The organism is Streptomyces sp. NPDC001492, assembly GCF_053597275.1.
In genome coordinates this window covers 66018-87491 of record NZ_JBSFHW010000045.1, presented here as the reverse complement: position 1 = coordinate 87491, position 21474 = coordinate 66018, and the positions used below count along the sequence as shown (strand labels likewise).

The following is a 21474-nucleotide window of genomic DNA, read 5'->3' as shown; positions in this document are numbered from 1 at the left end:
TCGCCCGGGGGCCGGGGGGGGCTTTTCGCGCTGCTCCCCGCCCCCCCTCCGGGGGCGCGGGGCTGTATTGATGTGCGGCTCCGCCGCGGGGCGCGATCAGCCACGATGTGCCCGCAGGCGATCGACGGCCCATCGCGGCACCAAGCGAACCGCTTGGTTGCCGCCCCGTACCCTTGTCGGGTGAGCAGCACCCCCGACGCCCTCATGGGCCCCGCCGACATCCGCGAACTGGCGGCAGCCCTCGGCGTCCGCCCCACCAAGCAGCGCGGCCAGAACTTCGTCATCGACGCGAACACGGTCCGCCGTATCGTCCGCACCGCCGACGTCCGCCCGGACGACGTGGTCGTCGAGGTCGGCCCAGGGCTCGGCTCCCTCACCCTCGCCCTCCTGGAGGTCGCCGACCGCGTCACCGCCGTCGAGATCGACGACGTACTGGCCGCGGCGCTGCCCGCCACCATCGCGGCCCGGATGCCCGACCGCGCCGACCGTTTCGCGCTCGTCCACTCGGACGCGATGCACGTGACCGAGCTGCCGGGCCCCGCCCCCACCGCGCTCGTCGCGAACCTCCCCTACAACGTGGCCGTCCCCGTGCTCCTGCACATGCTCGAGACCTTCCCGAGCATCGAACGCACCCTGGTCATGGTCCAGTCGGAGGTCGCCGACCGCCTCGCCGCCGCGCCCGGCTCGAAGGTGTACGGCGTCCCGTCCGTGAAGGCCAACTGGTACGCCGAGGTCAAGCGGGCCGGCGCCATCGGCCGCAACGTCTTCTGGCCCGCGCCGAACGTCGACAGCGGCCTCGTCTCGCTGGTCCGCCGCACCGAGCCGCTGAAGACCACCGCCTCACGGCGCGAGGTGTTCGCCGTGGTCGACGCGGCCTTCGCCCAGCGGCGCAAGACACTGCGGGCCGCGCTCGCCGGATGGGCCGGGTCGCCCGCGGCCGCGGAGGCGGCCCTCGTCGCCGCCGGGGTGTCGCCGCAGGCGCGCGGAGAGGCGCTGACGGTCGAGGAGTTCGCCCGTATCGCAGAAAACAAGGAGCCGGGTCAGAAGTGAGCGTCACCGTACGCGTCCCCGCCAAGGTCAACGTCCAGCTCGCGGTGGGTGCGGCCCGCCCCGACGGCTTCCACGACCTGGCCAACGTCTTCCTGGCGGTCGGTCTCTACGACGAGGTCACCGTGACGCCCGCCGACGAGCTGCGCATCACGTGTGAGGGGCCGGACGCCGACCAGGTACCCCTGGACCATACGAATCTCGCGGCGCGCGCGGCCCTCGAACTCGCCCGGCGGCGGGGCATCGAACCGGCCGTGCACCTCCACATCGCCAAGGACATCCCGGTCGCCGGCGGCATGGCGGGCGGCAGCGCGGACGGCGCGGGCGCGCTGCTGGCCTGCAACACGCTGTGGCAGGCGGGCGCATCGCGGGCCGAACTCCTCGCCATCTGTGCCGAGTTGGGCAGCGATGTGCCCTTCAGCCTGGTGGGCGGCGCGGCGCTGGGCACCGGGCGCGGCGAGCAGCTGCGTGCGCTGGAGGTCGGCGGCGCCTTCCACTGGGTGTTCGCGATGGCCGACCGCGGTCTTTCCACCCCGGCCGTCTTCCGTGAGTTCGACCGGCTGGCGGAGGGGCTGGACATCCCCGAGCCGGTCGCCTCCGAGGAGCTGCTGCGCGCCCTCGCGAAGGGCGACCCGGACGCGCTCGCCGCGGCCGTCTCCAACGACCTGCAGCCCGCCGCCCTCTCCCTCTTCCCGCAACTCGCCGACACCCTCGCCGCGGGACGCGCCGCGGGCGCCCTCGCCGCCCTGGTCTCCGGCTCGGGCCCGACCACGGCCTTCCTCACCCGGGACGCGGAGTCGGCGGCCGAGGTGGCCGAGACACTCCGCACTTCGGGCACGTGCCGAACGGTGCGTACGGCATCGGGGCCTGCGCCGGGGGCGACGGTGCTCTGAGGGGGCGTACGGGCTCAGAAGTCGTCGATGGCGGTGAGGTCGATGTCGATGTCGTAGGGCTTGTCGACCTTGATCCGGTCGCGGTGCATACCCATGTGCACGTATGCGTTGGTGAGCGGGTCGAGTTCGTAGACGTGGATGACGGGCCTGCCGTCGGCCCCGTTCTGCTCGACGCGCCAGAAGCTGGGGATCCCTGCGGCCGCGTACTTCTGCGGCTTGGTGGTGCGGTCGCGGGATTCCGAGTCCGGTGAGACGACCTCGACGGTGAGGAGCACGTCCATGGCCTGGTAGCTGGTCTGATCCGGACCGGTCTGCGCATCGGCACGGATCACGCTGACATCGGGCTCGGGGCCGTTGCGTTTGTCGAGGATGACGGTCATCTCCCGCTTGACCTTGAACTCCGTCGGCACGCTGCGACGAAGGCCGTTGACCAGCAGGTCGATCGCATCGGCGTGGAAGACGCGCTGCGGACTCACGAAGACAAGGCTCCCGTCGATCAGCTCGGTGTGCGGCGGGAGATCCGGCAGCGTGAACAGGTCGTCCACGGTGTAGCCGTCCTGCGGCGGCACCGGCCACTGCACGCGGTGCTCTACGGACTCGGCGGTCATGGTTCCTCCCATGGACGGGATCCTGCTGCCTGTGTTCCACGGTAGCGGCCGGTTCCGGATCATGTCATCACAAAGAGTGACCATCGCCTCGCGGCTACTCACGTGGCACCAGAGGGGCTATGCCGGAGCTGGCGCCGTACGCGATCTTCGCCCGATCTCCACACGGACGTGTCGGATTTCCACGCGGATTTACTGCAAACGCAGTACTGGTGGGGCGGGTGGGGCCAATAGGGTCGGTTGAGCTTTCAAGCGCCTGGTGTGGCGCGTCAACGCCAATTGCACAGCCGAAGGGTCACGCACGTGTCCGAATCCCCCACACCCTCCCCTGCCCATCGTAGGAAGCGCTCTCTGTCCCGTCGTGGCGTGATCGGTGCCGCCGCGGCCGTGGCCGGCGCGGCCGCCGTGACCCCGGCGGTCTTCGCGGCCACCGACTCCGGCTCCGGCGACGGTGACGGCACCGGCACCGGCGGGTCCGGATCGGGCGCCTCCGGTACGACCCCGGAGAAGTTCCCCGCCACCCGCACCGAGGCCGCCACCGGCACCGGCGAGGCCACCACCGCCTTCGCCGCCTCCTACGTCGGTGTGCGCTGGTCCGGCGCGAAGGACGGCGCCGAGATCCGCCTCGCGGACGGTGACTGGCAGACCGTGACCGCGGGCTGCTCGGCCGTCGAGGACGGGGGCAGCGCGCTGGTGGCGGCCCAGAACGCCACCGCCTATGAGGTGAAGGCCTCGGGCGGAGTGTCCGACGTGGCCTCGCTGGCGATCGACGTCACCGACGGCCCCGGCCGCACCTTCCACGTACCCAGCGAGCCGACACGCGTACGTGGTGTGCGCTACCTCTCCCGCCCGGCGTGGGGTGCCGACGAGTCCAAGCGGTACAAGGACGGCAAGGTCAACTCGCCCGAGAAGTACTACCCGTTGCAGATCATCACGGTCCACCACACCGCCACGCCGAACAACGATCCCGACCCCGCCGCGACGGTACGCGCGATCTACGAGCTCCACGCGATCACCAACGACTGGGGCGACATCGGCTACCACTTCCTCATCGACGAGTCCGGCACCGTCTACGAGGGCCGGTACTCCGGCGACGACGGCATCCCCGCCTTCAACCCGGACGGCGACCTCGTCACCGGCTTCCACTCCGTGGGCTACAACTCCGGCGCCCTCGGCATCGCCCTCCTCGGCACGCTCACGGAGAACGGCCCCACGGACGCGGCCAAGGACTCCCTGATCCGGCTGATCAAGGTCATCTGCCGGTTCAAGGGCCTCGACCCCCAGGCGAGGGTCACCTACGTGAACCCCGTCAACGGCACGAAGAAGGACACGAACACCATCGGCGGCCACCGCGACTACTTCGCCACCGAGTGCCCCGGCCAGGTGATGTACGACCTGCTCGGCGAGATCCGCGCGGCCGCTTCCCGCTGATCTGCGGTGATTCGCCGCGGGATCGGTCACCGACCGGCGCACATTAGGCTGGGAGGCTGACCCCCGCGGCGGAGCCGCATGTCGAAACACAGCCCCCTGGGCAGGAGCGTAATGGCCGTCAACCTGGTCAATGTCGAGAACGTCAGCAAGGTGTACGGCACTCGTGCCCTCCTCGACGGCGTCTCCCTCGGCGTCTCCGAAGGCGACCGGATCGGGGTGGTCGGGCGCAACGGCGACGGCAAGACCACCCTGATCCGCATGCTGGCCAAGCTGGAGGACGCCGACACCGGGCGGGTCACCCACTCCGGCGGGCTCCGCCTCGGCGTGCTGACCCAGCACGACTCCCTCGACCCGCAGGCCACCGTCCGGCACGAGGTCATCCGGGACATGGAGGACCACGAGTGGGCGGGCAACGCCAAGATCCGGGACGTGCTGACGGGCTTGTTCGGCGGGCTCGACCTGCCCGGCTTCCCGCAGGGGCTGGACACCGTCATCGCACCGCTCTCCGGCGGCGAGCGGCGCCGTATCGCGCTCGCGAAGCTGCTCATCGAGGAGCAGGACCTGATCGTCCTCGACGAGCCGACGAACCACCTCGACGTCGAGGGCATCGCCTGGCTCGCCCGCCATCTGCGCGAGCGCCGCTCCGCGCTCGTCTGCGTCACCCACGACCGCTGGTTCCTCGACCAGGTCTGCACCCGCATGTGGGACGTGCAGAAGGGCGATGTGTACGAGTACGAGGGCGGCTACTCCGACTACGTCTTCGCGCGCGCCGAGCGCGAGCGCATCGCCGCCACCGAGGAGGTCAAGCGGCAGAACCTCGTCCGCAAGGAGCTGGCCTGGCTGCGGCGCGGTGCGCCCGCCCGTACGTCGAAGCCCCGCTTCCGCGTGGAGGCCGCCAACGAGCTCATCAAGGACGTACCGCCGCCCCGGGACAGCAGCGAGCTGATGAAGTTCGCCTCCTCGCGGCTCGGGAAGTCCGTCTTCGACCTGGAAGACGTCACCGTGCAGGCCGGGCCCAAGGTGCTGCTCAAGCACGTCACCTGGCAGCTCGGCCCCGGCGACCGCATCGGCCTGGTCGGCGTCAACGGCGCCGGCAAGACCTCCCTGCTGCGGGCCATGGCGGAGGCCGCGCGCACCGAGGGCGAGGCGCAGCCCGCCGGCGGGCGGGTCGTCGTCGGCAAGACCGTCAAGCTGGCCTACCTCTCCCAGGAGGTCGCCGAACTCAACCCGCAGCTGCGGGTCCTGGAGGCCGTGCAGCAGGTGCGCGAGCGGGTCGACCTCGGCAAGGGGCGGGAGATGACCGCCGGGCAGCTGTGCGAGACGTTCGGCTTCAACAAGGAGAAGCAGTGGACGCCCGTCGGCGACCTGTCCGGCGGTGAGCGCCGCCGCCTCCAGCTGCTGCGCCTGCTGATGGACGAGCCCAACGTCCTCTTCCTCGACGAGCCCACCAACGACCTCGACATCGAGACCCTGACCCAGCTGGAGGACCTCCTCGACGGCTGGCCCGGCTCGATGATCGTCATCTCCCACGACCGGTTCTTCGTCGAGCGCACCACCGACCGCGTGTTCGCGCTGCTCGGTGACGCCACCCTGCGGATGCTGCCGCGCGGCATCGACGAGTACCTGGAGCGGCGCCGGAAGATGGAGGAGGCGGTCGCGGCCGCCTCGCCCGTCGCGGCCAGGCCCGCCGCCGAGAAGAGCGCCGCCGACCAGCGCGCCGCGAAGAAGGAACTCCAGAAGATCGAGCGGCAGTTGGACAAGGTCTCCGAGAAGGAGACCAAGCTGCACGCCCAGATCGCCGAGAACGCGACCGACTTCGCCAAGGTCGCCGAACTCGACGCCCAGCTGCGGGACTTGGCCGGGGAGCGCGAGGACCTGGAACTGCGCTGGCTGGAACTCGCCGAAGACGCGTGAAGGCTGCGTGAAGGCTCATAACGGCGGCATCACGGGCCGGTTCTCCCTTGGGAACAGGGGCTGAACCGGCCCGGTGTGCTGTCAGTTGTAGGTGATAGAAAGAGGACTTGGCTAAAAATCAGTGACTGAACGGGGGGACGCGCTGATGACCCAGCCGCCCGACCAGCCGCCGTACGGCGGTTTCGGAGCACCGCAGGGCGGTTTCGGACCACCGCCCCCGCTCCCACCCCAGCAGCCCCCGCAGCAGCCGGGTCCTTACGGCCAACCGGGCCAGTACCCCCAACAACCCGGCCCCTACGGCCAGCCGCAGCACCCCGGCCCGTACGGTGCGCAGCCCGGTTACGGCTATCCGCCGCAGCCCCAGTACCCCGGCGCGCCCGGCACCCCGCCGCCCGGCTCCGGCAACCCCTTCAAGGGCAGGCCGGGCCTGGTGATCGCGGCGGCCGTCGCCGCGCTGGCCGTCATCGGCACCGCCGTCTACGCCGTGACCAGCAGCGGCGGCGACGACAAGAAGCCGGTCGCCGGGCAGAGCGACGACGCGAAGCCCACCGCGTCCGGCTCGGGCGGCGGTTCCGACCCGCAGGGCTTCAACGCGAGCCGCAGGACGAGCGAGGCGAAGGTGCTCTGGTACAAGTCGCCCCCGGACGCGCCCGGTGCGGGCGCCGAGGCCCCCGGCATGTGGATCACCGACAAGGCGGCCGTGAAGGCGGCGTACAAACAGATCTTCGCCTACGACGTGGCCGACGGCAGTCCGGCCTGGGACACCGTCGCCTTCCCGCAGAAGATCTGCGCGGTCACCCCGCAGAAGTCGGCCGACGACAAGATCGTGGTGGCCTACGAGAGCGGCACCGGCCAGCGCGCCAAGTGCAACCAGCTCCAGCAACTCGACCTCGGCACCGGCGCCAAGGGCTGGAGCGGCACGCTCCCCGAGGGCGCGCTGTTCGACAGCACCCTGACCGTCTCCCTGTCCATCAGCGGCCGGACGGTGCTGGTGGGCCGCTCGCAGTCCGGGGTGGCGTACGACATCGACAGCGGGAAGAAGCTGTTCGACAAGAAGAAGTACGGCAGCGCCTGCTTCCCGACCGCCTTCGCCGGCGGCAGCAGGCTGATCTCCGTCGCGACCTGCAACGCCAGCGAGCCGAACGAGCACGACGAGATCCAGGAGCTCGACCCGGCGACCGGCAGGGCCAGGTGGACGCAGAAGTTCGACAAGGGCTGGTCGGTCGCGCGGACGTACTCCGTCGACCCACTGGTCGTCTACAGCACCAACCAGGACAAGAAGGCCTGGAACATCTCGACCTTCGACTCGAACGGCAGGTTCCGCTCGCAGGTCGGCTTCGACGAGAACTTCGCCCCCCAGTGCGGCTGGGCGCTCCTCGAACGGGATCTGCAGGGCTGCAAGGGCGTGACCGCCGACGCGAACACCCTCTACCTGCCGACCGACGCCACCACCGGGCCGAACGAGATCGTCGCGATCAACCTCGCGAACGGCAAGGAGAAGTGGCGCGTCAAGTCCCCGGCGGACGAGTCGATGCTGCCGATCAAGGTCGAGGGCGGCAGGCTCATCGCCTATGTGCAGCCCTCGTACGACGCGGGCGGCCAGGTCGTGGCGATCGCGACGAGCGGCGCCGGCCACACGCCGGTGAAGCTGCTGCAGAACCCGCAGAGCACGGCGGCCTTGGAGAGCGCCCTGTTCACCAAGGCCTTCGACTGGGTCGACGGACGCTTCTACCTCTCGCCCACCCGGATCAGCGGAGACGACAACTCGAAGGGCAAGTTGATGCTCGCCTACGGCAAGTGACCTCTCCCCAGGCCCCGTCGTCCCCGCCGTCCGCTCACGAGGTACCCACGCCATGACCCAGCCCCCGCCCCCACCGCCCCACCAGCCCCCGCAGGGCGGCTTCGGCCCGCCCCAGGACCAGCGCCCGCCGCAGCCGCCCCCGCAGCAGCCGGGATACGGCTACCCCCAGGCGCCGCAGGCTCCGCAGCAGCCCAATCCCTACGCCCAGCCCGCACCGCCCTACGCCCAGCCCACACCGCCCTACGGGCAGCCGCCGAACCCCTACGGCCCGCAGGCCGGTTACGGGTACCCGCAGCCGCCCGCGCCGCCGTACGCGCAGCCGGGGCAGCCCGGCGGCGGGCGCAAGGGCGGCGGGCAGGCGGCGATCATCATCGCCTCGGTCGTCGCCGTCGCGCTGCTCGTCGCCGGGGGCGTCTGGTACGCCTCGTCCGGCAAGGACGACGGCAAGAAGAACGACAAAGCGACCTCAAGCGGCGGCGCCGCCGGAGGTACCGGCGGCAGCACGGCCAAGGGCGAGGAGAAGGTCCCCGCCCACACCGGCTCGCAGCTGCTGTTCAAGGTCCCGATGCCCCATGTCGACGACACCACCGTCGTCGCCGGTTCGTGGCTCACGGACAAGGCGTATGTGAAGAGCGGCGTCGCCGAGATCAACGCGTACGACCGCGACAAGGGCGCCAAGCTGTGGACGATCAAGCTGCCCGGCCCGGTCTGCGCGGTCAGCACGCACACCACCGACGACGACCGGACGGCCGTCGTCTTCCAGCCCAGGATGCCGGCGAAGGGCAGGTCCGAGGGGTGCAGCCAGGTCGCGGCGATCGATCTGGACGCGGGCAAGAAGCTGTGGACCAAGTCGCTCGGCGCCGGCGGCCGGGCGATGACCTTCGAGAACGTCACCGTCAGCGCGAACACGGTCGCCGCGGGCGGCGACTACGGAGGCGTCGCCTTCGACCTCACCGGCGGCAGGCAGCTGTGGGCCCCCAAGCCGAAGGGCACCTGCATCGACGCCGGGTACGGCGGCGGCGAGAAGCTGGTCGCGGTGCTCAGGTGCGGCTCGTTCACCGATCCGCAGCTGCACATCCAGACCCTCGACCCGCGCTCCGGGGAGCCGATCTCGGAGTACAAGCTGGCCACCGGCATCGAGTACGCCGCCGTCGTGTCGACGAACCCGCTGGTCGTGGCGGCCGACGTCGGCCACAGCGCGGGCGACGGCAGTGAGATCTCCGACTTCTTCTCCATCGACAACAAGACCGGCAAGCTGATCACCCGCATCTCGGCGCCGGGCAAGGACTATGCGGCCAAATGCGACGCGATCTCCGAGCTCGAGCACTGCACCGGAGTCGCGGTCGGCAACGGCAGGCTGTATCTGCCGACCGAGGAGCACGACGGCACCGGGGACTACAGCCGGACCAACGAGATCGTCGCGTTCGACCTGGCCACCGGAAAGCAGAACGGTCAGCGCGCCGACGCCGGCGACGGCTACACGATCACCCCGCTGCGCATGGACGGCGGCAATGTGATCGCGTACAAGCACCCGCCGTACAACAAGGGTGGTCAGGTGGTCAGCATCGACGGCGGCTCCTTCAAGGAGACCAAGCTGCTGGAGAATCCGGCGGCGGGGTCGGTTCGGGACCTGGAGGGCACCATGTCGCCCGACTACTCCGAGATCCTCTACTCGCAGGGCCGTCTGTACCTGGCCGGCCAGTTCGCCGACAAGCTGACGAGTTCGGTCTCGGGGGAGAAGGTCCTCGCGCTGGCGCTCGGCGCCGGCGGCTGAACCACTGCTCGACAGCTGCGGCCCCGTCCCTGGTCAGGGGCGGGGCCGTGCGCGTACCGCCCATCACCCTCGAATGCGCGGAAAGCCAGAAATTCCGTCGATCAGGGGCAGTTCTCACCGGTAGGGGGAGCGCAATGTCGAACAAGCGTGTAGCTTCCGGGGGCATGAAGAGCGGGGGAGCCGGGAGGGGGCTCCTGTCCGCGCGGGCCGGTGGGCATCCATAGTGCTGCATCCATGGGGATCCATCGGGGGGACTGGGGGGTTGCTCGATGGGAGTGCGGCTCATGGTGGTCGACGACCACCGACTGCTCGCCGAGGCGCTGGCCTCGGCGTTGAAGCTGCGCGGGCACCGGGTGCTCGCCGCGGCGGCGCCTGCCGCGGGCGCGGCGGAGCTGGTGATCACCCGTGCGCCGGAGGTGTGCCTGCTGGGTACGGCGACTCCGGCCGAGCCGGGCATCTTCGACCCGGTGGTGAAGATCAAACGGGAGCGTCCGCAGGTGGCGGTCCTGGTCCTGGGCCCGGTACCGAGCCCACGCGGCATAGCCGCCGCCTTCGCCGCCGGCGCCTCGGGCTACGTACGCCATGACGAGCGCATAGAGGGCGTCGAGCGCGCCATCATGAAGGCGAGGGCGGGCGAGGCGGCGGTGGCCCCGCAGCTGCTGCAAGGGGCCTTCAGCGAGTTGCTGAACCCGGCCGCCCAGCCGGACGACGAGGGCCAGCGTCTGCTCCAGATGCTCACCCCGAGGGAGGTCGAGGTCCTGGTCAGGGTCGCCGACGGCGAGGACACCCGCCTGATCGCGGCCGGCATGGGCATCGCCCCGAGCACCGCCCGCACCCACGTCCAGCGCGTCCTGATGAAACTGGGCGTGGGCTCCCGACTGGAGGCAGCGGCCCTGGCGGCGAGGACGGGCCTGCTGGACAGAGCAGGGCCCGTGCCGCATTCGGCTCCGTCGGACGCCGGGGCGGCGGGCTCGGAGCTGTAGGGCAGCACCCGCGCCCTGAAGGGGCGCGGGGCTGTGACACCATGCGGCTCCGCCGCGCGGGCGCGGCCAGCCCCCACGCCCCCGCACCCGGCAGACAACCGCAAGCCCTACGGCGCTACTCCGCCCGCTCCTCCTCCGGAGGAACAGGCGGGGCCGCTGGCCGCAACTTCAGCCACACCAGGAAGAACACCCCCAGAACCAACATCGCGATCCCGGTCCACAGATTGATGTTGACCCCCTGCGCCTTGTCGATCGCGGCCTGGTCATCGGTGATCCCGGCGATCATGACGATCACGCCGTAGACCACGAACAACCCGCCGATGATGCGCCGCAGATCGAAGATGCGAGCCGCCGTCGCCGACTTCTCCTGGAGCTCGGTGACTTCGCGCTGCACGTCATGCTCTGAGTACCCGTGCTGATCAGTCATGGTGAATCGATCCTCCCTCGATCAGAACGAGAACGGGATGTAGCAGGCGGCGGCGAGGACGACCGCGCCCCAGCCCAGCAGGGCCGGCCGGCGGTACCAGGCGTCGTCGCCGGCGGCGGGCGGCTCGGACATGCCGGGTGAGGTGGTGCCGTAGACCAGCCCCTCCAACTCCTCGGCCGGCTTCGGCCGAGTGAACAGCGACACGACGACCATCACCACGGCGCCTGCCACGAAGCCGACGATCGCGGAGACGAAGTTGGCGCCCTGGTCGGAGGGGATGTCGATGATGCCCCTCTTGTAGATCACGAAGTAGTTCACCATCGCGGCCACGGTGCCGGCGAGCAGGCCCCAGAAGCCGGACTTGGCGGATGCGCGCCTCCAGAACATGCCGACGATGAAGACGACGAACATCGGCACGTTGAAGAAGGAGAACAGCGTCTGGAGGTAGCTCATGATGTTCGAGAACGACGAGGCCAGGAAGGCCGTGCCGACCGAGGCGCAGACGCCGATCACCGTGATCAGGCGGCCGAAGCGGACGTAGTACTCGTCCTCGCGGCCCTTGACCACGTACCGCCCCCAGATGTCGTTGGTGAACACCGTGTTGAAGGACGACACGTTCGCCGCCATGCCCGCCATGAAGGCCGCCAGCAGTCCGGTGACCGCGATGCCGAGCACGCCGTTGGGCAGCAGTTCCTGCATCAGGTAGGGGATGGCGTCGTTGTACTGGTAGCCGGACTTGGAGGTGCCGAAGCCGGGGACCAGCGCGGCGGCCACCAGGCCCGGGATCATCACCAGGAAGACGATGAAGATCTTCGGGTACGCGGCGATCAGCGGGGTGCGCTGCCCGGCGGAGAGGTTCTTCGCGGACAGGGCGCGCTGCACCTCGGCGAAGTTCGTCGTCCAGTAGCCGAAGGACAGCACGAAGCCGAGGCCGAGCACGATGGTCAGCCAGTTCGCGCCGAGCGGGTTGCTGCTGCCGATGCCGGTGCCGCCCCAGGCGGTGGTGAAGTTCGCGCCGTGGCTCGCGGTGAGCTTGTCGGTCAGCCCGCCCCAGCCGCCGACCTTCTTCAGCCCCAGCACCACGATCGGGATCAGGGCGGCGAGGATCACGAAGAACTGCAGCACCTCGTTGTAGATCGCGGAGGAGAGCCCGCCGAGCGTGATGTACGCCAGCACGAAGGCGCCGGCGACCACGATCGCCACCCACTGCGGCCAGCCGAGGAGTGCCTCGACGACGATGGCGAGGGCGTAGAGGTTCACACCGGCGATCAGGATGGCGGCGAACGCGAACAGGATCGAACTCAGCAGATGTGCCCACTTGTCGAAGCGGAGCAGCAGCATCTCGGGGACCGAGCGCACCTTGCTTCCGTAGTAGAAGGGCATCATCACCAGGCCGAGGAAGACCATGGCGGGGATGGCGCCGATCCAGTACCAGTGCACGGTGTAGGCGCCGTACTGCGCGCTGTTCGCGGCCATGCCCAGGATCTCGGTGGCGGCCAGGTTGGCCGAGATGAACGCGAGACCGGTGATCCAGGCGGGCAGGGAGCGCCCCGAGAGGAAGAAGTCGAGGCTGGTCTTCACCGATCTGCGGGCGGCGAATCCGATGCCGAGGACGACGGCGAAGTAGATGGCGAGGATCGTGTAGTCGAGCCCGTTCGTGGGGAGTCGTAGCTCGGCGGCCAGGTCAATGACCTGGTATGTGGGGGTTTGCATAAGTACTCGCTTCGTCGCGTGAACTGATACAGAGCGGAACCTACGCCTCCGTGTTCAATATCTGAACACTTCTGTTGATGCTCTTTGTTGGATTGTGATGTTGACGGATGTGAGGGGGCGATGTTCCAATGTGTTTGGTTCTGTTTGATGATTGATGTGGCTCGAATAGGGAGTCCGCAGTGAAGAAGACCTCGACCCGCCTGGCCGACGGTCGCGAGTTGATCTACTACGACCTGCGCGACGACCACGTGCGCGACGCGGTGGACCACCGGCCGCTGGAGCGGACCGTCACGACCTCCGAGATCCGCCGTGACCCGCTGCTCGGCGACGCGGTCGCCGTCGCCTCGCACCGCCAGGGCCGCACCTACCACCCGCCGGCCGACGAGTGCCCGCTGTGCCCCTCCCGGGACGGCAGACTGAGCGAGATCCCGGACTCGTCGTACGACGTGGTCGTCTTCGAGAACCGCTTCCCCTCGCTGGCCGGCGACTCGGGCCGCTGCGAGGTCGTCTGCTTCACCTCCGACCACAACGCGTCCTTCGCCGACCTCACCGAGGAGCAGGCGGCGCTGGTCCTGGAGGCATGGACGGACCGTACGTCCGAGCTGTCGCATCTCCCCTCCGTGGAGCAGGTGTTCTGCTTCGAGAACCGGGGCGCGGAGATCGGCGTGACGCTCGGACATCCGCACGGCCAGATCTACGCGTACCCGTTCACGACGCCCCGCACCGCCCTGATGCTGCGCCAGGTCGCCCAGCACAAGGAGGCGACGGGCGGGGAGAACCTCTTCGACCACGTCCTGCAGAGCGAACTCGCCGGTGAGCGTGTCGTCCTGGAGAGTGAACACTGGCTGGCGTTCGTGCCGTACGCGGCGCACTGGCCGTACGAGGTGCACCTGTACCCCAAGCGCCGCGTGCCCGACCTGCTCGGCCTGGACGAGGAGGCACGCACAGAGTTCCCCAAGGTCTATCTGGAACTCTTGAGGCGCTTCGACCGGATCTTCGGTGAGAACGAGCCGCCGACGCCGTACATCACGGCCTGGCACCAGGCCCCGTTCGGTCAGCTCGCGGACTTCGAGGGCGTGGGCCGTGACGACTTCGCGCTCCACCTCGAGCTTTTCACCATCCGCCGAACCTCCGGCAAGCTGAAGTTCCTCGCGGGTTCCGAGTCCGGCATGAGTGTGTTCATCAACGACGTGCCGCCGGAGCGCGCGGCCGAGCGACTGCGAGAGGTAGCGAGTTGATGAGCGGTAAGTACCTGGTCACCGGGGGCGCGGGCTATGTGGGCAGCGTGGTCGCCCAGCATCTGCTGGAGGCGGGCCACGAGGTCACGGTCCTCGACAACCTGACGACCGGCTTCCGCGAGGGGGTCCCGGCGGGCGCCGCCTTCATCGAGGGCGACATCCGCGACGCCGCCAAATGGCTGGACTCCTCCTATGACGCGGTCCTGCACTTCGCCGCGTTCTCGCAGGTCGGCGAGTCGGTCGTGAAGCCCGAGAAGTACTGGGACAACAACGTCACCGGCACGCTGGCGCTGCTCGGCGCGATGCGCGAGGCCGGCGTCCGCAAGCTGGTCTTCTCCTCCACGGCCGCCACGTACGGCGAGCCGAAGGAGGTCCCGATCGTCGAGTCGGCGCCCACCTCGCCGACCAACCCGTACGGCGCCACGAAGCTGGCCGTCGACCACATGATCACCGGCGAGGCCGCGGCGCACGGCCTGGGCGCGGTCTCGCTGCGCTACTTCAACGTGGCGGGCGCCTACGGCAGGCAGGGCGAGCGGCACGACCCCGAGTCGCACCTGATCCCGCTGGTGCTGCAGGTCGCGCAGGGCAGGCGGGACGCCATCTCGGTCTTCGGCGACGACTACCCGACCCCGGACGGCACCTGCGTCCGCGACTACATCCACGTCGCGGACCTCGCCGACGCCCACCTGCTCGCACTGAAGGCCGCCACCCCCGGCGAGCACCTCATCTGCAACCTGGGCAACGGCGAGGGCTTCTCGGTCCGCCAGGTCATCGAGACGGTCCGGCAGGTCACCGGCCACCCGATCCCCGAGGTCGTGGCCCCGCGCCGCGGCGGTGACCCGGCGGTCCTGGTGGCCTCGGCCGCCGCGGCCCGCGAGAAACTGGGCTGGAACCCGTCCCGCGCGGACCTCGCGGGGATCGTGGCGGACGCGTGGGAGTTCGCGCAGTCCATCAGCACAGCAAGGGAGCAGTAGTGGGCGCAGTGCAGGTGCGGGACGGTTTCGTGGAGCTCTACGGATCCGCGCCCGAAGGTGTCTGGTCGGCGCCGGGCCGCGTCAACCTCATCGGTGAGCACACCGACTACAACGACGGCTTCGTGATGCCCTTCGCGCTGCCGCACACGGCGGTGGCGGCGGTCTCCCGCCGCACCGACGGCGTCCTTCGCCTGCACTCGGCGGACGTCGAGGGCGGGGTCGTGGAACTCCGGCTGGACGAGCTGGCCCCGGAGTCGGACCGCAACTGGACCGCCTACCCGGCGGGTGTCGTCTGGGCCCTGCGCGAGGCCGGCCACGCGGTGACCGGCGCGGACATCCACCTGTCGTCCACCGTCCCGTCCGGCGCGGGCCTGTCCTCCTCGGCGGCGCTGGAGGTCGTCGTGGCCCTGGCCCTGAACGACCTGTACGAACTGGGCCTCCAGCGCTGGCAGCTGGCCCGCCTGTGCCAGCGCGCGGAGAACGTCTACGTCGGCGCGCCCACCGGCATCATGGACCAGACGGCCTCCGCCTGCTGCGAGGAGGGCCACGCGCTCTTCCTCGACACCCGGGACCTCTCCCAGAAGCAGATCCCCTTCGACCTGGCCGCGGAGGGCATGCGGCTGCTGGTGGTGGACACCCGCGTCAAGCACGCCCACAGCGACGGCGAGTACGGCAAGCGGCGCGCGGGCTGCGAGCGGGGCGCGGCCCTGCTGGGCGTCGACGCGCTGCGGGACGTCCCGTACGCGGAACTCGACGCCGCGCTGGAGCGGTTGGGCGACGACGAGGAGGCGGTCCGCCTGGTCCGCCACGTCGTCACGGAGGACGAGCGGGTGGAGAAGGTCGTCGCCCTGCTGGAGGCGGGCGAGACCCGGGCGATCGGCCCGGTCCTGATCGCCGGCCACGCCTCCCTGCGCGACGACTTCCGCATCTCCTGCCCGGAGCTGGACCTGGTCGTCGAGACGGCCCTCGCCTCCGGCGCGCTCGGCGCCCGCATGACCGGCGGCGGCTTCGGCGGCTCGGCCATCGTCCTGGCGGAGGCGTCCGACGTGGACACCATCACCAAGGCGGTCGAAGAGGCGTTCGCCTCCGGCGGTTACACGGCTCCGAGGGTGTTCGAGGCGGTACCCGCGGCAGGAGCACGCAGGCTCAGCTGAGCCGTTTCGTCAGCGTGTATTCGGTGATCCCCGGCGGATAGTCGGGGATCACGCACACCACCTCGTACCCCTGCTTCCGGTAGAACCCCGGCGCCTGGAAGTCCCAGGTCTCCAGCCGGGCCGAGGCGCAGCCCCGTTCGTCGTGCGCGATCCGTTCCGCCTCCGCCAGCAGCCGTGAGCCAAGGCCCGCGCCCCGCCACCGCTCGTCCACCCACAGGAGGGCGACGTGCAGCCAGGTCGTCCAGGTGTGGCCCACCAGGCCCGCGGCCAGCCCGTCCTGCTCGTCCAACACCCAGACGTGGAGCGGACGTTCACGTTCGGCCGGGGTGCCGCGCAGGGCGCGCAGCACGGGGGAGGCCTTCGTGTTGCTGTCGCGCAGCCGGGAACGGAGAAGATCGCGCCGGGTCCTGTCGACTTCTGTCTCAAGACGAAACATGCGGCTCACGATAAACGCGTCGGCCGGCCAGTTCTGCGAATTGCCTTCCGCTCCTGGCCCCCGGCCGTACCCTGATGAACAGCACCGGTGGGGGCCGGTGCCGATCAGGGGGCGAGACAGTCGGGTACGACACCCGAAGTGGGGGTAGCAGTTTCCGCACGGCGGCGGCCGTGCGGTGTGCCGTTCCGGTCCCAGGTGGTCACAGACGACCTGGGATGCTTCGGGTGCCGTACCTGCGCCCGTGCCGTCTCCCGACAATGGGGTATCCCCTGCTCTTCGAGAGCTTGGGGAAGGGGGTTTCGTGGTTCGCATCCGAGTCCTGGTCGTCGACGACCATCGCATCTTCGCCGAGTCGCTCGCCGCCGCCCTTGCGGCCGAGCCCGACGTCGACGTCTCCGCCGCCGGCAGCGGTCCCGCCGCGCTGCGCAGCCTGGAGCGCGCGGCAGCCGAGGGCCGCCGCTTCGACGTGCTGCTCGTCGACTCCGACCTGGGCGGCAACGTGCCGGGCGTACGGCCCGCCGTACCCGTCCAGGAGGGCAATGAGGAGGGGCTGGTCGACGGGATCTCGCTGGTCGCCGGCGTGCGGTCCGGGCAGCCGGGGGTACGGATCGTCGTGCTCGCCGAGAAGGACGATCCGCGGCGTGCCGCGCTCGCCCTCCAGGCCGGGGCCTCCGGCTGGGTCGCCAAGGACTGCTCGCTGTCCCGGCTGCTCAACGTCATCCGGGGTGTCCTGCGCGACGAGACGCATCTGCCGCCCGCCCTGCTCACGGGCGTCCTCCGGGAGCTGACGGCCGCGCGCAAGCACCGCACCGAGAGCGAGCGGCTGGTGGAGTCCCTCACGCCGAGGGAGCGGGAAGTGCTGCGGTGCATGGTCGCCGGGCTGGGCCGCAAGGCCGTCGCCGAGCGCCTGTTCCTCTCCCCGCACACCGTCCGCACCCATATGCAGAACGTCCTCGGCAAACTGGGCGTCCACTCGACCCTGGCCGCGGTCGCACTGGCGCGGCGCGCGGGGGTCGGCCCGGTCGACCTGGGGCCTGCCGGCCGGGTGGAGGAGAGCAGCAGCGCCTGATCAGCACCGGCGCCCGGGAGCGCCCTGAAGGGGCGCGGGGACCGGCGCGACAAGCCACGACGAACCCGCTGCCACAGGACAACCCATGGCGGCACTACCCACACGGCTCTCCCAGCGGAGCGCCTAGCCGGGGATGTTGTCGAACGGGGCGGTCAGCTGCCGCAGCAGCCCCGCCAGTTCACCGCGCTGGGCGCGCGACAGCTCGCCGAGAATCGCACGCTCCTGGTCGAGCAGTCCCGCCAGGGCCTGGTCCGCGCGGTCCCGGCCCTCGTGCGTCAGCCGCACCAGCACGCCGCGGCGGTCGCTCGGGTCGGGCAGCCGCTCCACCAGGCCCTTCTTCGCCAGGCGGTCGATGCGGTTCGTCATCGTGCCCGAGGTGACCAGGGTCTGCGTCAGCAGCTGCCCCGGCGAGAGCTGATACGGCGTGCCCGCGCGCCTGAGCGCCGTCAGCACGTCGAACTCCCAGGGCTCCAGGCTGTGCTCGGCGAAGGCCAGCCGGCGCGCCCGGTCCAGATGCCGGGCCAGTCTGCTCACCCGGCTGAGCACCTCGAGCGGTTCCACGTCGAGGTCCGGACGCTCCCGGCGCCACGCTGCGACCAGTCGATCGACCTCGTCCTCCATGACGATCAGTGTAGTGGTTGTGTCGATGTGAAGTCTCTTGACGTCGAGTCTCTTGACATCGAGAGAAGTCGGCGGGGAAGGTATGGAGACATGAGCACCCCCACCTGGGACCCCACCCAGTACCTCCGCCACGCCGGCCACCGCGCCCGCCCCTTCGCCGACCTCCTCGCCCGCGTCCCGGCCCTGCCCACCGACCCGCCACGCATCGCCGACCTCGGCTGCGGCCCCGGCAACGTCACCGTCTTCCTGGCCGACCGCTGGCCCGCCGCCCACATCACCGGTTACGACAACTCACCCGAGATGCTCGACAAGGCGCACGTCGACCACGCAGGCCCCACCCCCGGCGGCGGCCACCTCGACTTCGCCCCCGCCGACGCCCGCACCTGGGCGCCGGCACAGCCGTACGACCTGATCGTCAGCAATGCCACCCTCCAGTGGGTCCCCGGCCACCCGCAGCGCTTCGGGGAGTGGATCGCGGGCCTGAAGCCCGGCGGCACCTTCGCCTTCCAGGTCCCCGGCAACTTCGGCGCCCCCAGCCACCGGCTCATGCGCGAACTCGCCGGCTCCGCCCCCTGGAAGGAGCGCCTCGCCGACACCCTCCGCCACGAGGACGCCGTCCTTCCGCCCGAGACCTACCTGGAGCAGCTGACCGCCCTCGGCTGCACGGCGGACGTCTGGGAGACGACGTACGTCCATCTCCTCACCGGCGAGGACCCGGTCCTCGACTGGGTGAAGGGCACCGGCCTGCGCCCCGTCCTCACCGCCCTCGCCGACGACCCGGCGGCCCGGGACGCCTTCCTGGACGAGTACCGGACCGCCCTGCGGAAGGCCTATCCGGCCGGCGCGCACGGTACGGCGTTCCCCTTCCGCCGGATCTTCGCCGTGGCCCGCAAGGAGGCGTGAACGTGATCACCGCCGTCGACCACGTCCAGCTCGCCGCACCGCCCGGCTCCGAGGACCGGCTGCGCGCGTACTACGTCGACGTCCTGGGGATGACCGAGATCCCCAAGCCGCCGGTGCTCGCGGCGCGGGGAGGGTGCTGGTTCCAGGCGGGGTCCGTGCAGCTGCACCTGGGGATCGAGGCCGCCTTCCGGCCTGCGCACAAGGCCCACCCAGGGCTGCGGGTCAACGGGATCGAGCGGTACGCCGAGCGGCTGCGGGCGCACGGTGCGCACGTGGAGTGGGACGACAACCTGCCCGGCCACCGGCGCTTCTACTCCGAGGACCCCGTGGGCAACCGGTTGGAGTTCCTCGGCCGGGGCGCCGACCCGGGTTTGCCCCGCGCCGGAACGGTTACCCGCCGTGGTGACACCGAAGTCCGACTTGACCAGGAGTGATCGACGGTGGCGAAGGACCAGAAGGCCAAGGGCAAGATGGAACAGGCCAAGGGCAAGGCCAAGGAGGCGGTGGGGCGCGCCGTCGGCAACGAGAGCATGACCGCCGAGGGCAAGGCCCAGCAGGCGAAGGGCGACGCCCGCCAGGCCAAGGAGAAGACCAAGGACGTCTTCAAGCACTGACGCGGACGGAAACACGCGGCGGGACCTCGCACGGGGCCCCGCCGCCCGTCTGTCTCAGCGCCCGTCTGTCTCAGCTCTTGCGGCGCCCGATCAGATGCGGCTTCGCCTCCAGCCCGTCCAGGCCGTGCCACGCCAGGTTCACCAGATGCGCCGCGACCTCCGCCTTCTTCGGACGGCGCACGTCCAGCCACCACTGACCGGTCAGGGCGACCATGCCGACCAGGGCCTGCGCGTACAGCGGGGCCAGCTTCGGGTCGAAGCCGCGCAACTTGAACTCCCGGCCCAGGATGTCCTCCACCTGGGTGGCGATGTCCGAGATCAACGAGGCGAAGGAACCCGTGGACTGCGGGATGGGCGAGTCACGGACCAGGATGCGGAAACCGTCCGTGTACTCCTCGATGTAGTCCAGGAGCGCGAAGGCCGCCTGCTCGCACAGCTCGCGGGGATGCCCGGCCGTCAGGGAACTGGTCACCATGTCCAGCAGGCGGCGCATCTCACGGTCCACCACCACCGCGTACAGCCCCTCCTTGCCGCCGAAGTGCTCGTACACCACCGGCTTGGACACCCCGGCCTTCGCCGCGATCTCCTCCACCGACGTGCCCTCGAAGCCCTTGGCGGCAAACAGGGTGCGACCGATCTCGAGCAGCTGCTGACGGCGCTCGGCCCCCGTCATCCGGGTGCGCCGCGCTCGCCGCGGCTTCTCATTCGTCGGGGTGCTGCTGGAGTCGGTCGCCACGGCGTCAATCATGCCGCCTTCGCCGACTCCTTCCGGGTCTGAGAGCCGTCCTGGCCGGTGTTACGGCGTGAATCGATACGCGAGCGTGACGGCCAGCGCACGTCGTACGCCCAGCCGAACGCCTCGAACCAGCGGATGATCCGCGCCGAGGAGTCCAGCTGGCCGCGCATCACACCGTGCCGCGCGGAGGTCGGGTCGGCGTGGTGCAGGTTGTGCCAGGACTCGCCGCAGGACAGCACCGCGAGCCACCACACGTTGCCCGAACGGTCACGCGACTTGAAGGGCCGCTTGCCGACCGCATGGCAGATCGAGTTGATCGACCAGGTCACATGGTGCAGCAGAGCCACCCGAACGAGTGAGCCCCAGAAGAACCCGGTGAACGCACCCCACCAGGACATCGTCGCCAGACCACCGATCAGCGGCGGCAGAGCCAGCGACAGCATCGTCCAGAACACGAACTGGCGGGAGATCGCACGGATCGCCGGATCCTTGATCAGATCCGGCGCGTACTTGTCCTGCGGCGTCTGCTCCTCGTCGAACATCCAGGCGATGTGCGCCCACCACAGGCCCTTCATCAGCGCCGGGACCGTCTCCCCGAACCGCCACGGGGAATGCGGATCGCCCTCCGCGTCAGAGAACTTGTGGTGCTTGCGGTGGTCCGCCACCCAGCGGACCAGGGGCCCCTCCACCGCCAGCGACCCCATGATCGCGAGCGCGATCCGCAGAGGACGCTTGGCCTTGAAGGAGCCGTGCGTGAAGTACCGGTGGAAACCGATCGTGATGCCGTGGCAGCCCAGGTAGTAGAAGAAAACCAGCATGCCGAGGTCCAGCCAGCTCACCCCCCATCCCCACGCCAGCGGCACCGCGGCGACCAGCGCGAGGAACGGGACGGTGATGAAGAGCAGCAGCGTGATCTGCTCGATCGAGCGCTTCTGCTCCCCGCCCAGCGTGGCGGAGACGGACGTGTCGCCGGTCGCCTTCGGGGCGTCTTCGATCACATCGGAGCTTGTGGTCATGGGCGTCCCCTGTGGGGTCGAGGGTTGAGGGTGTGATGCCGGGGTAGGCCATCGCAACCGTGCCCGGGTTCCCTTACGACGGTCCCTACGGTTCCGTAACCTACGGCGTCGTAAGTATGGCAGCG

General features: G+C 70.2%; 21 protein-coding genes. 14 read left to right on the top strand and 7 right to left on the bottom strand.

Annotation, left to right across the window (positions count from 1 at the left end; genetic code table 11):
• Positions 1-204: 204 nt before the first annotated feature.
• Positions 205-1050, top strand: coding sequence for a 16S rRNA (adenine(1518)-N(6)/adenine(1519)-N(6))-dimethyltransferase RsmA (rsmA, locus tag ACWC1K_RS40080; protein WP_450838005.1), 846 nt, complete (start codon positions 205-207; stop codon positions 1048-1050).
• Positions 1047-1940, top strand: a complete 894-nt coding sequence (locus ACWC1K_RS40075; RefSeq protein ID WP_450837997.1) for a 4-(cytidine 5'-diphospho)-2-C-methyl-D-erythritol kinase — start codon at positions 1047-1049, stop codon at positions 1938-1940. The genes rsmA and ACWC1K_RS40075 overlap by 4 nt, the downstream gene beginning before the upstream one ends.
• Before the next feature lie 14 nt (positions 1941-1954).
• Here ACWC1K_RS40075 and ACWC1K_RS40070 read toward each other — a convergent pair whose 3' ends face one another.
• Positions 1955-2548, bottom strand: a complete 594-nt coding sequence (locus tag ACWC1K_RS40070; RefSeq protein ID WP_450837995.1) for a Uma2 family endonuclease — start codon at positions 2546-2548, stop codon at positions 1955-1957.
• A gap of 363 nt (positions 2549-2911) precedes the next feature.
• Here ACWC1K_RS40070 and ACWC1K_RS40065 point away from each other — a divergent pair, with 363 nt between their 5' ends.
• From ACWC1K_RS40065 to ACWC1K_RS40045, 5 genes are all read left to right on the top strand, one after another.
• Positions 2912-3976, top strand: coding sequence for a peptidoglycan recognition protein family protein (locus ACWC1K_RS40065; protein ID WP_450837994.1), 1065 nt, complete (start codon positions 2912-2914; stop codon positions 3974-3976).
• A gap of 111 nt (positions 3977-4087) precedes the next feature.
• Positions 4088-5890, top strand: coding sequence for an ABC-F family ATP-binding cassette domain-containing protein (locus ACWC1K_RS40060; protein WP_450837992.1), 1803 nt, complete (start codon positions 4088-4090; stop codon positions 5888-5890).
• Positions 5891-6035: 145 nt separating this feature from the next.
• Positions 6036-7691, top strand: a complete 1656-nt coding sequence (locus ACWC1K_RS40055) for an outer membrane protein assembly factor BamB family protein (RefSeq protein WP_450837991.1) — start codon at positions 6036-6038, stop codon at positions 7689-7691.
• Positions 7692-7743: 52 nt separating this feature from the next.
• Positions 7744-9465, top strand: a complete 1722-nt coding sequence (locus ACWC1K_RS40050; protein WP_450837989.1) for an outer membrane protein assembly factor BamB family protein — start codon at positions 7744-7746, stop codon at positions 9463-9465.
• Between the two features lie 269 nt (positions 9466-9734).
• Positions 9735-10448 (top strand): helix-turn-helix transcriptional regulator, encoded by a 714-nt coding sequence (locus tag ACWC1K_RS40045; protein ID WP_450837988.1) that lies wholly within the window; start codon positions 9735-9737, stop codon positions 10446-10448.
• A 115-nt stretch (positions 10449-10563) separates the two neighbouring features.
• Here ACWC1K_RS40045 and ACWC1K_RS40040 read toward each other — a convergent pair whose 3' ends face one another.
• Together ACWC1K_RS40040 and ACWC1K_RS40035 are read right to left on the bottom strand one after the other, a co-directional pair.
• Positions 10564-10875 carry a hypothetical protein gene (locus tag ACWC1K_RS40040; protein WP_450837987.1) on the bottom strand — a complete coding sequence of 104 codons (312 nt, stop codon included), beginning with the start codon at positions 10873-10875 and terminating at the stop codon, positions 10564-10566.
• A gap of 21 nt (positions 10876-10896) precedes the next feature.
• The gene (locus tag ACWC1K_RS40035; protein ID WP_450837986.1) at positions 10897-12588 is read right to left on the bottom strand and encodes a sodium:solute symporter family protein; all 1692 of its coding nucleotides are present in this window, start codon (positions 12586-12588) and stop codon (positions 10897-10899) included.
• Between the two features lie 179 nt (positions 12589-12767).
• On the opposite strand from ACWC1K_RS40035, the gene galT reads away from it, so the two are divergent.
• Genes galT through galK form a run of 3 tightly spaced genes read left to right on the top strand, consistent with a single transcriptional unit; the run spans position 12768 to position 15954 of the window.
• Complete coding sequence (gene galT / locus ACWC1K_RS40030) at positions 12768-13826, top strand: galactose-1-phosphate uridylyltransferase (RefSeq protein WP_450837985.1); 1059 nt, start codon at positions 12768-12770, stop codon at positions 13824-13826.
• Complete coding sequence (gene galE / locus ACWC1K_RS40025; RefSeq protein ID WP_450837984.1) at positions 13826-14800, top strand: UDP-glucose 4-epimerase GalE; 975 nt, start codon at positions 13826-13828, stop codon at positions 14798-14800. The genes galT and galE overlap by 1 nt, the downstream gene beginning before the upstream one ends.
• On the top strand, positions 14800-15954 hold the full coding sequence (gene galK / locus ACWC1K_RS40020; protein ID WP_450837983.1) for a galactokinase: 1155 nt from the start codon (positions 14800-14802) through the stop codon (positions 15952-15954). The genes galE and galK overlap by 1 nt, the downstream gene beginning before the upstream one ends.
• On the opposite strand, the gene ACWC1K_RS40015 is transcribed toward galK, so the two are convergent.
• Positions 15947-16390: a GNAT family N-acetyltransferase gene (locus ACWC1K_RS40015; RefSeq protein ID WP_450837982.1), complete on the bottom strand. Its 444-nt coding sequence runs from the start codon at positions 16388-16390 to the stop codon at positions 15947-15949. The two genes, galK and ACWC1K_RS40015, sit on opposite strands and share 8 nt — an antisense overlap.
• A 301-nt stretch (positions 16391-16691) precedes the next feature.
• On the opposite strand from ACWC1K_RS40015, the gene ACWC1K_RS40010 reads away from it, so the two are divergent.
• Positions 16692-17459 (top strand): response regulator transcription factor, encoded by a 768-nt coding sequence (locus tag ACWC1K_RS40010; protein ID WP_351473656.1) that lies wholly within the window; start codon positions 16692-16694, stop codon positions 17457-17459.
• 123 nt (positions 17460-17582) lie between these two features.
• Here the strand turns inward: ACWC1K_RS40010 and tamR are convergent, their stop codons facing one another.
• Positions 17583-18080 (bottom strand): MarR family transcriptional regulator TamR, encoded by a 498-nt coding sequence (tamR, locus tag ACWC1K_RS40005; RefSeq protein WP_450837980.1) that lies wholly within the window; start codon positions 18078-18080, stop codon positions 17583-17585.
• A gap of 90 nt (positions 18081-18170) precedes the next feature.
• On the opposite strand from tamR, the gene ACWC1K_RS40000 reads away from it, so the two are divergent.
• Genes ACWC1K_RS40000 through ACWC1K_RS39990 form a run of 3 tightly spaced genes read left to right on the top strand, consistent with a single transcriptional unit; the run spans position 18171 to position 19597 of the window.
• Positions 18171-18983, top strand: a complete 813-nt coding sequence (locus ACWC1K_RS40000; RefSeq protein ID WP_450837978.1) for a trans-aconitate 2-methyltransferase — start codon at positions 18171-18173, stop codon at positions 18981-18983.
• A gap of 2 nt (positions 18984-18985) precedes the next feature.
• The gene (locus ACWC1K_RS39995; protein WP_450838003.1) at positions 18986-19417 is read left to right on the top strand and encodes a VOC family protein; all 432 of its coding nucleotides are present in this window, start codon (positions 18986-18988) and stop codon (positions 19415-19417) included.
• A gap of 6 nt (positions 19418-19423) precedes the next feature.
• The gene (locus ACWC1K_RS39990) at positions 19424-19597 is read left to right on the top strand and encodes a CsbD family protein (RefSeq protein ID WP_450837976.1); all 174 of its coding nucleotides are present in this window, start codon (positions 19424-19426) and stop codon (positions 19595-19597) included.
• A gap of 70 nt (positions 19598-19667) precedes the next feature.
• Here the strand turns inward: ACWC1K_RS39990 and ACWC1K_RS39985 are convergent, their stop codons facing one another.
• Together ACWC1K_RS39985 and ACWC1K_RS39980 are read right to left on the bottom strand one after the other, a co-directional pair.
• The gene (locus ACWC1K_RS39985) at positions 19668-20345 is read right to left on the bottom strand and encodes a TetR/AcrR family transcriptional regulator (protein WP_365843936.1); all 678 of its coding nucleotides are present in this window, start codon (positions 20343-20345) and stop codon (positions 19668-19670) included.
• Entirely contained in the window at positions 20342-21349 is a 1008-nt protein-coding gene (locus tag ACWC1K_RS39980; RefSeq protein WP_450837975.1) for an acyl-CoA desaturase, read from the bottom strand. Before ACWC1K_RS39980 ends, ACWC1K_RS39985 begins: the two co-directional genes overlap by 4 nt.
• Positions 21350-21474: the final 125 nt, after the last annotated feature.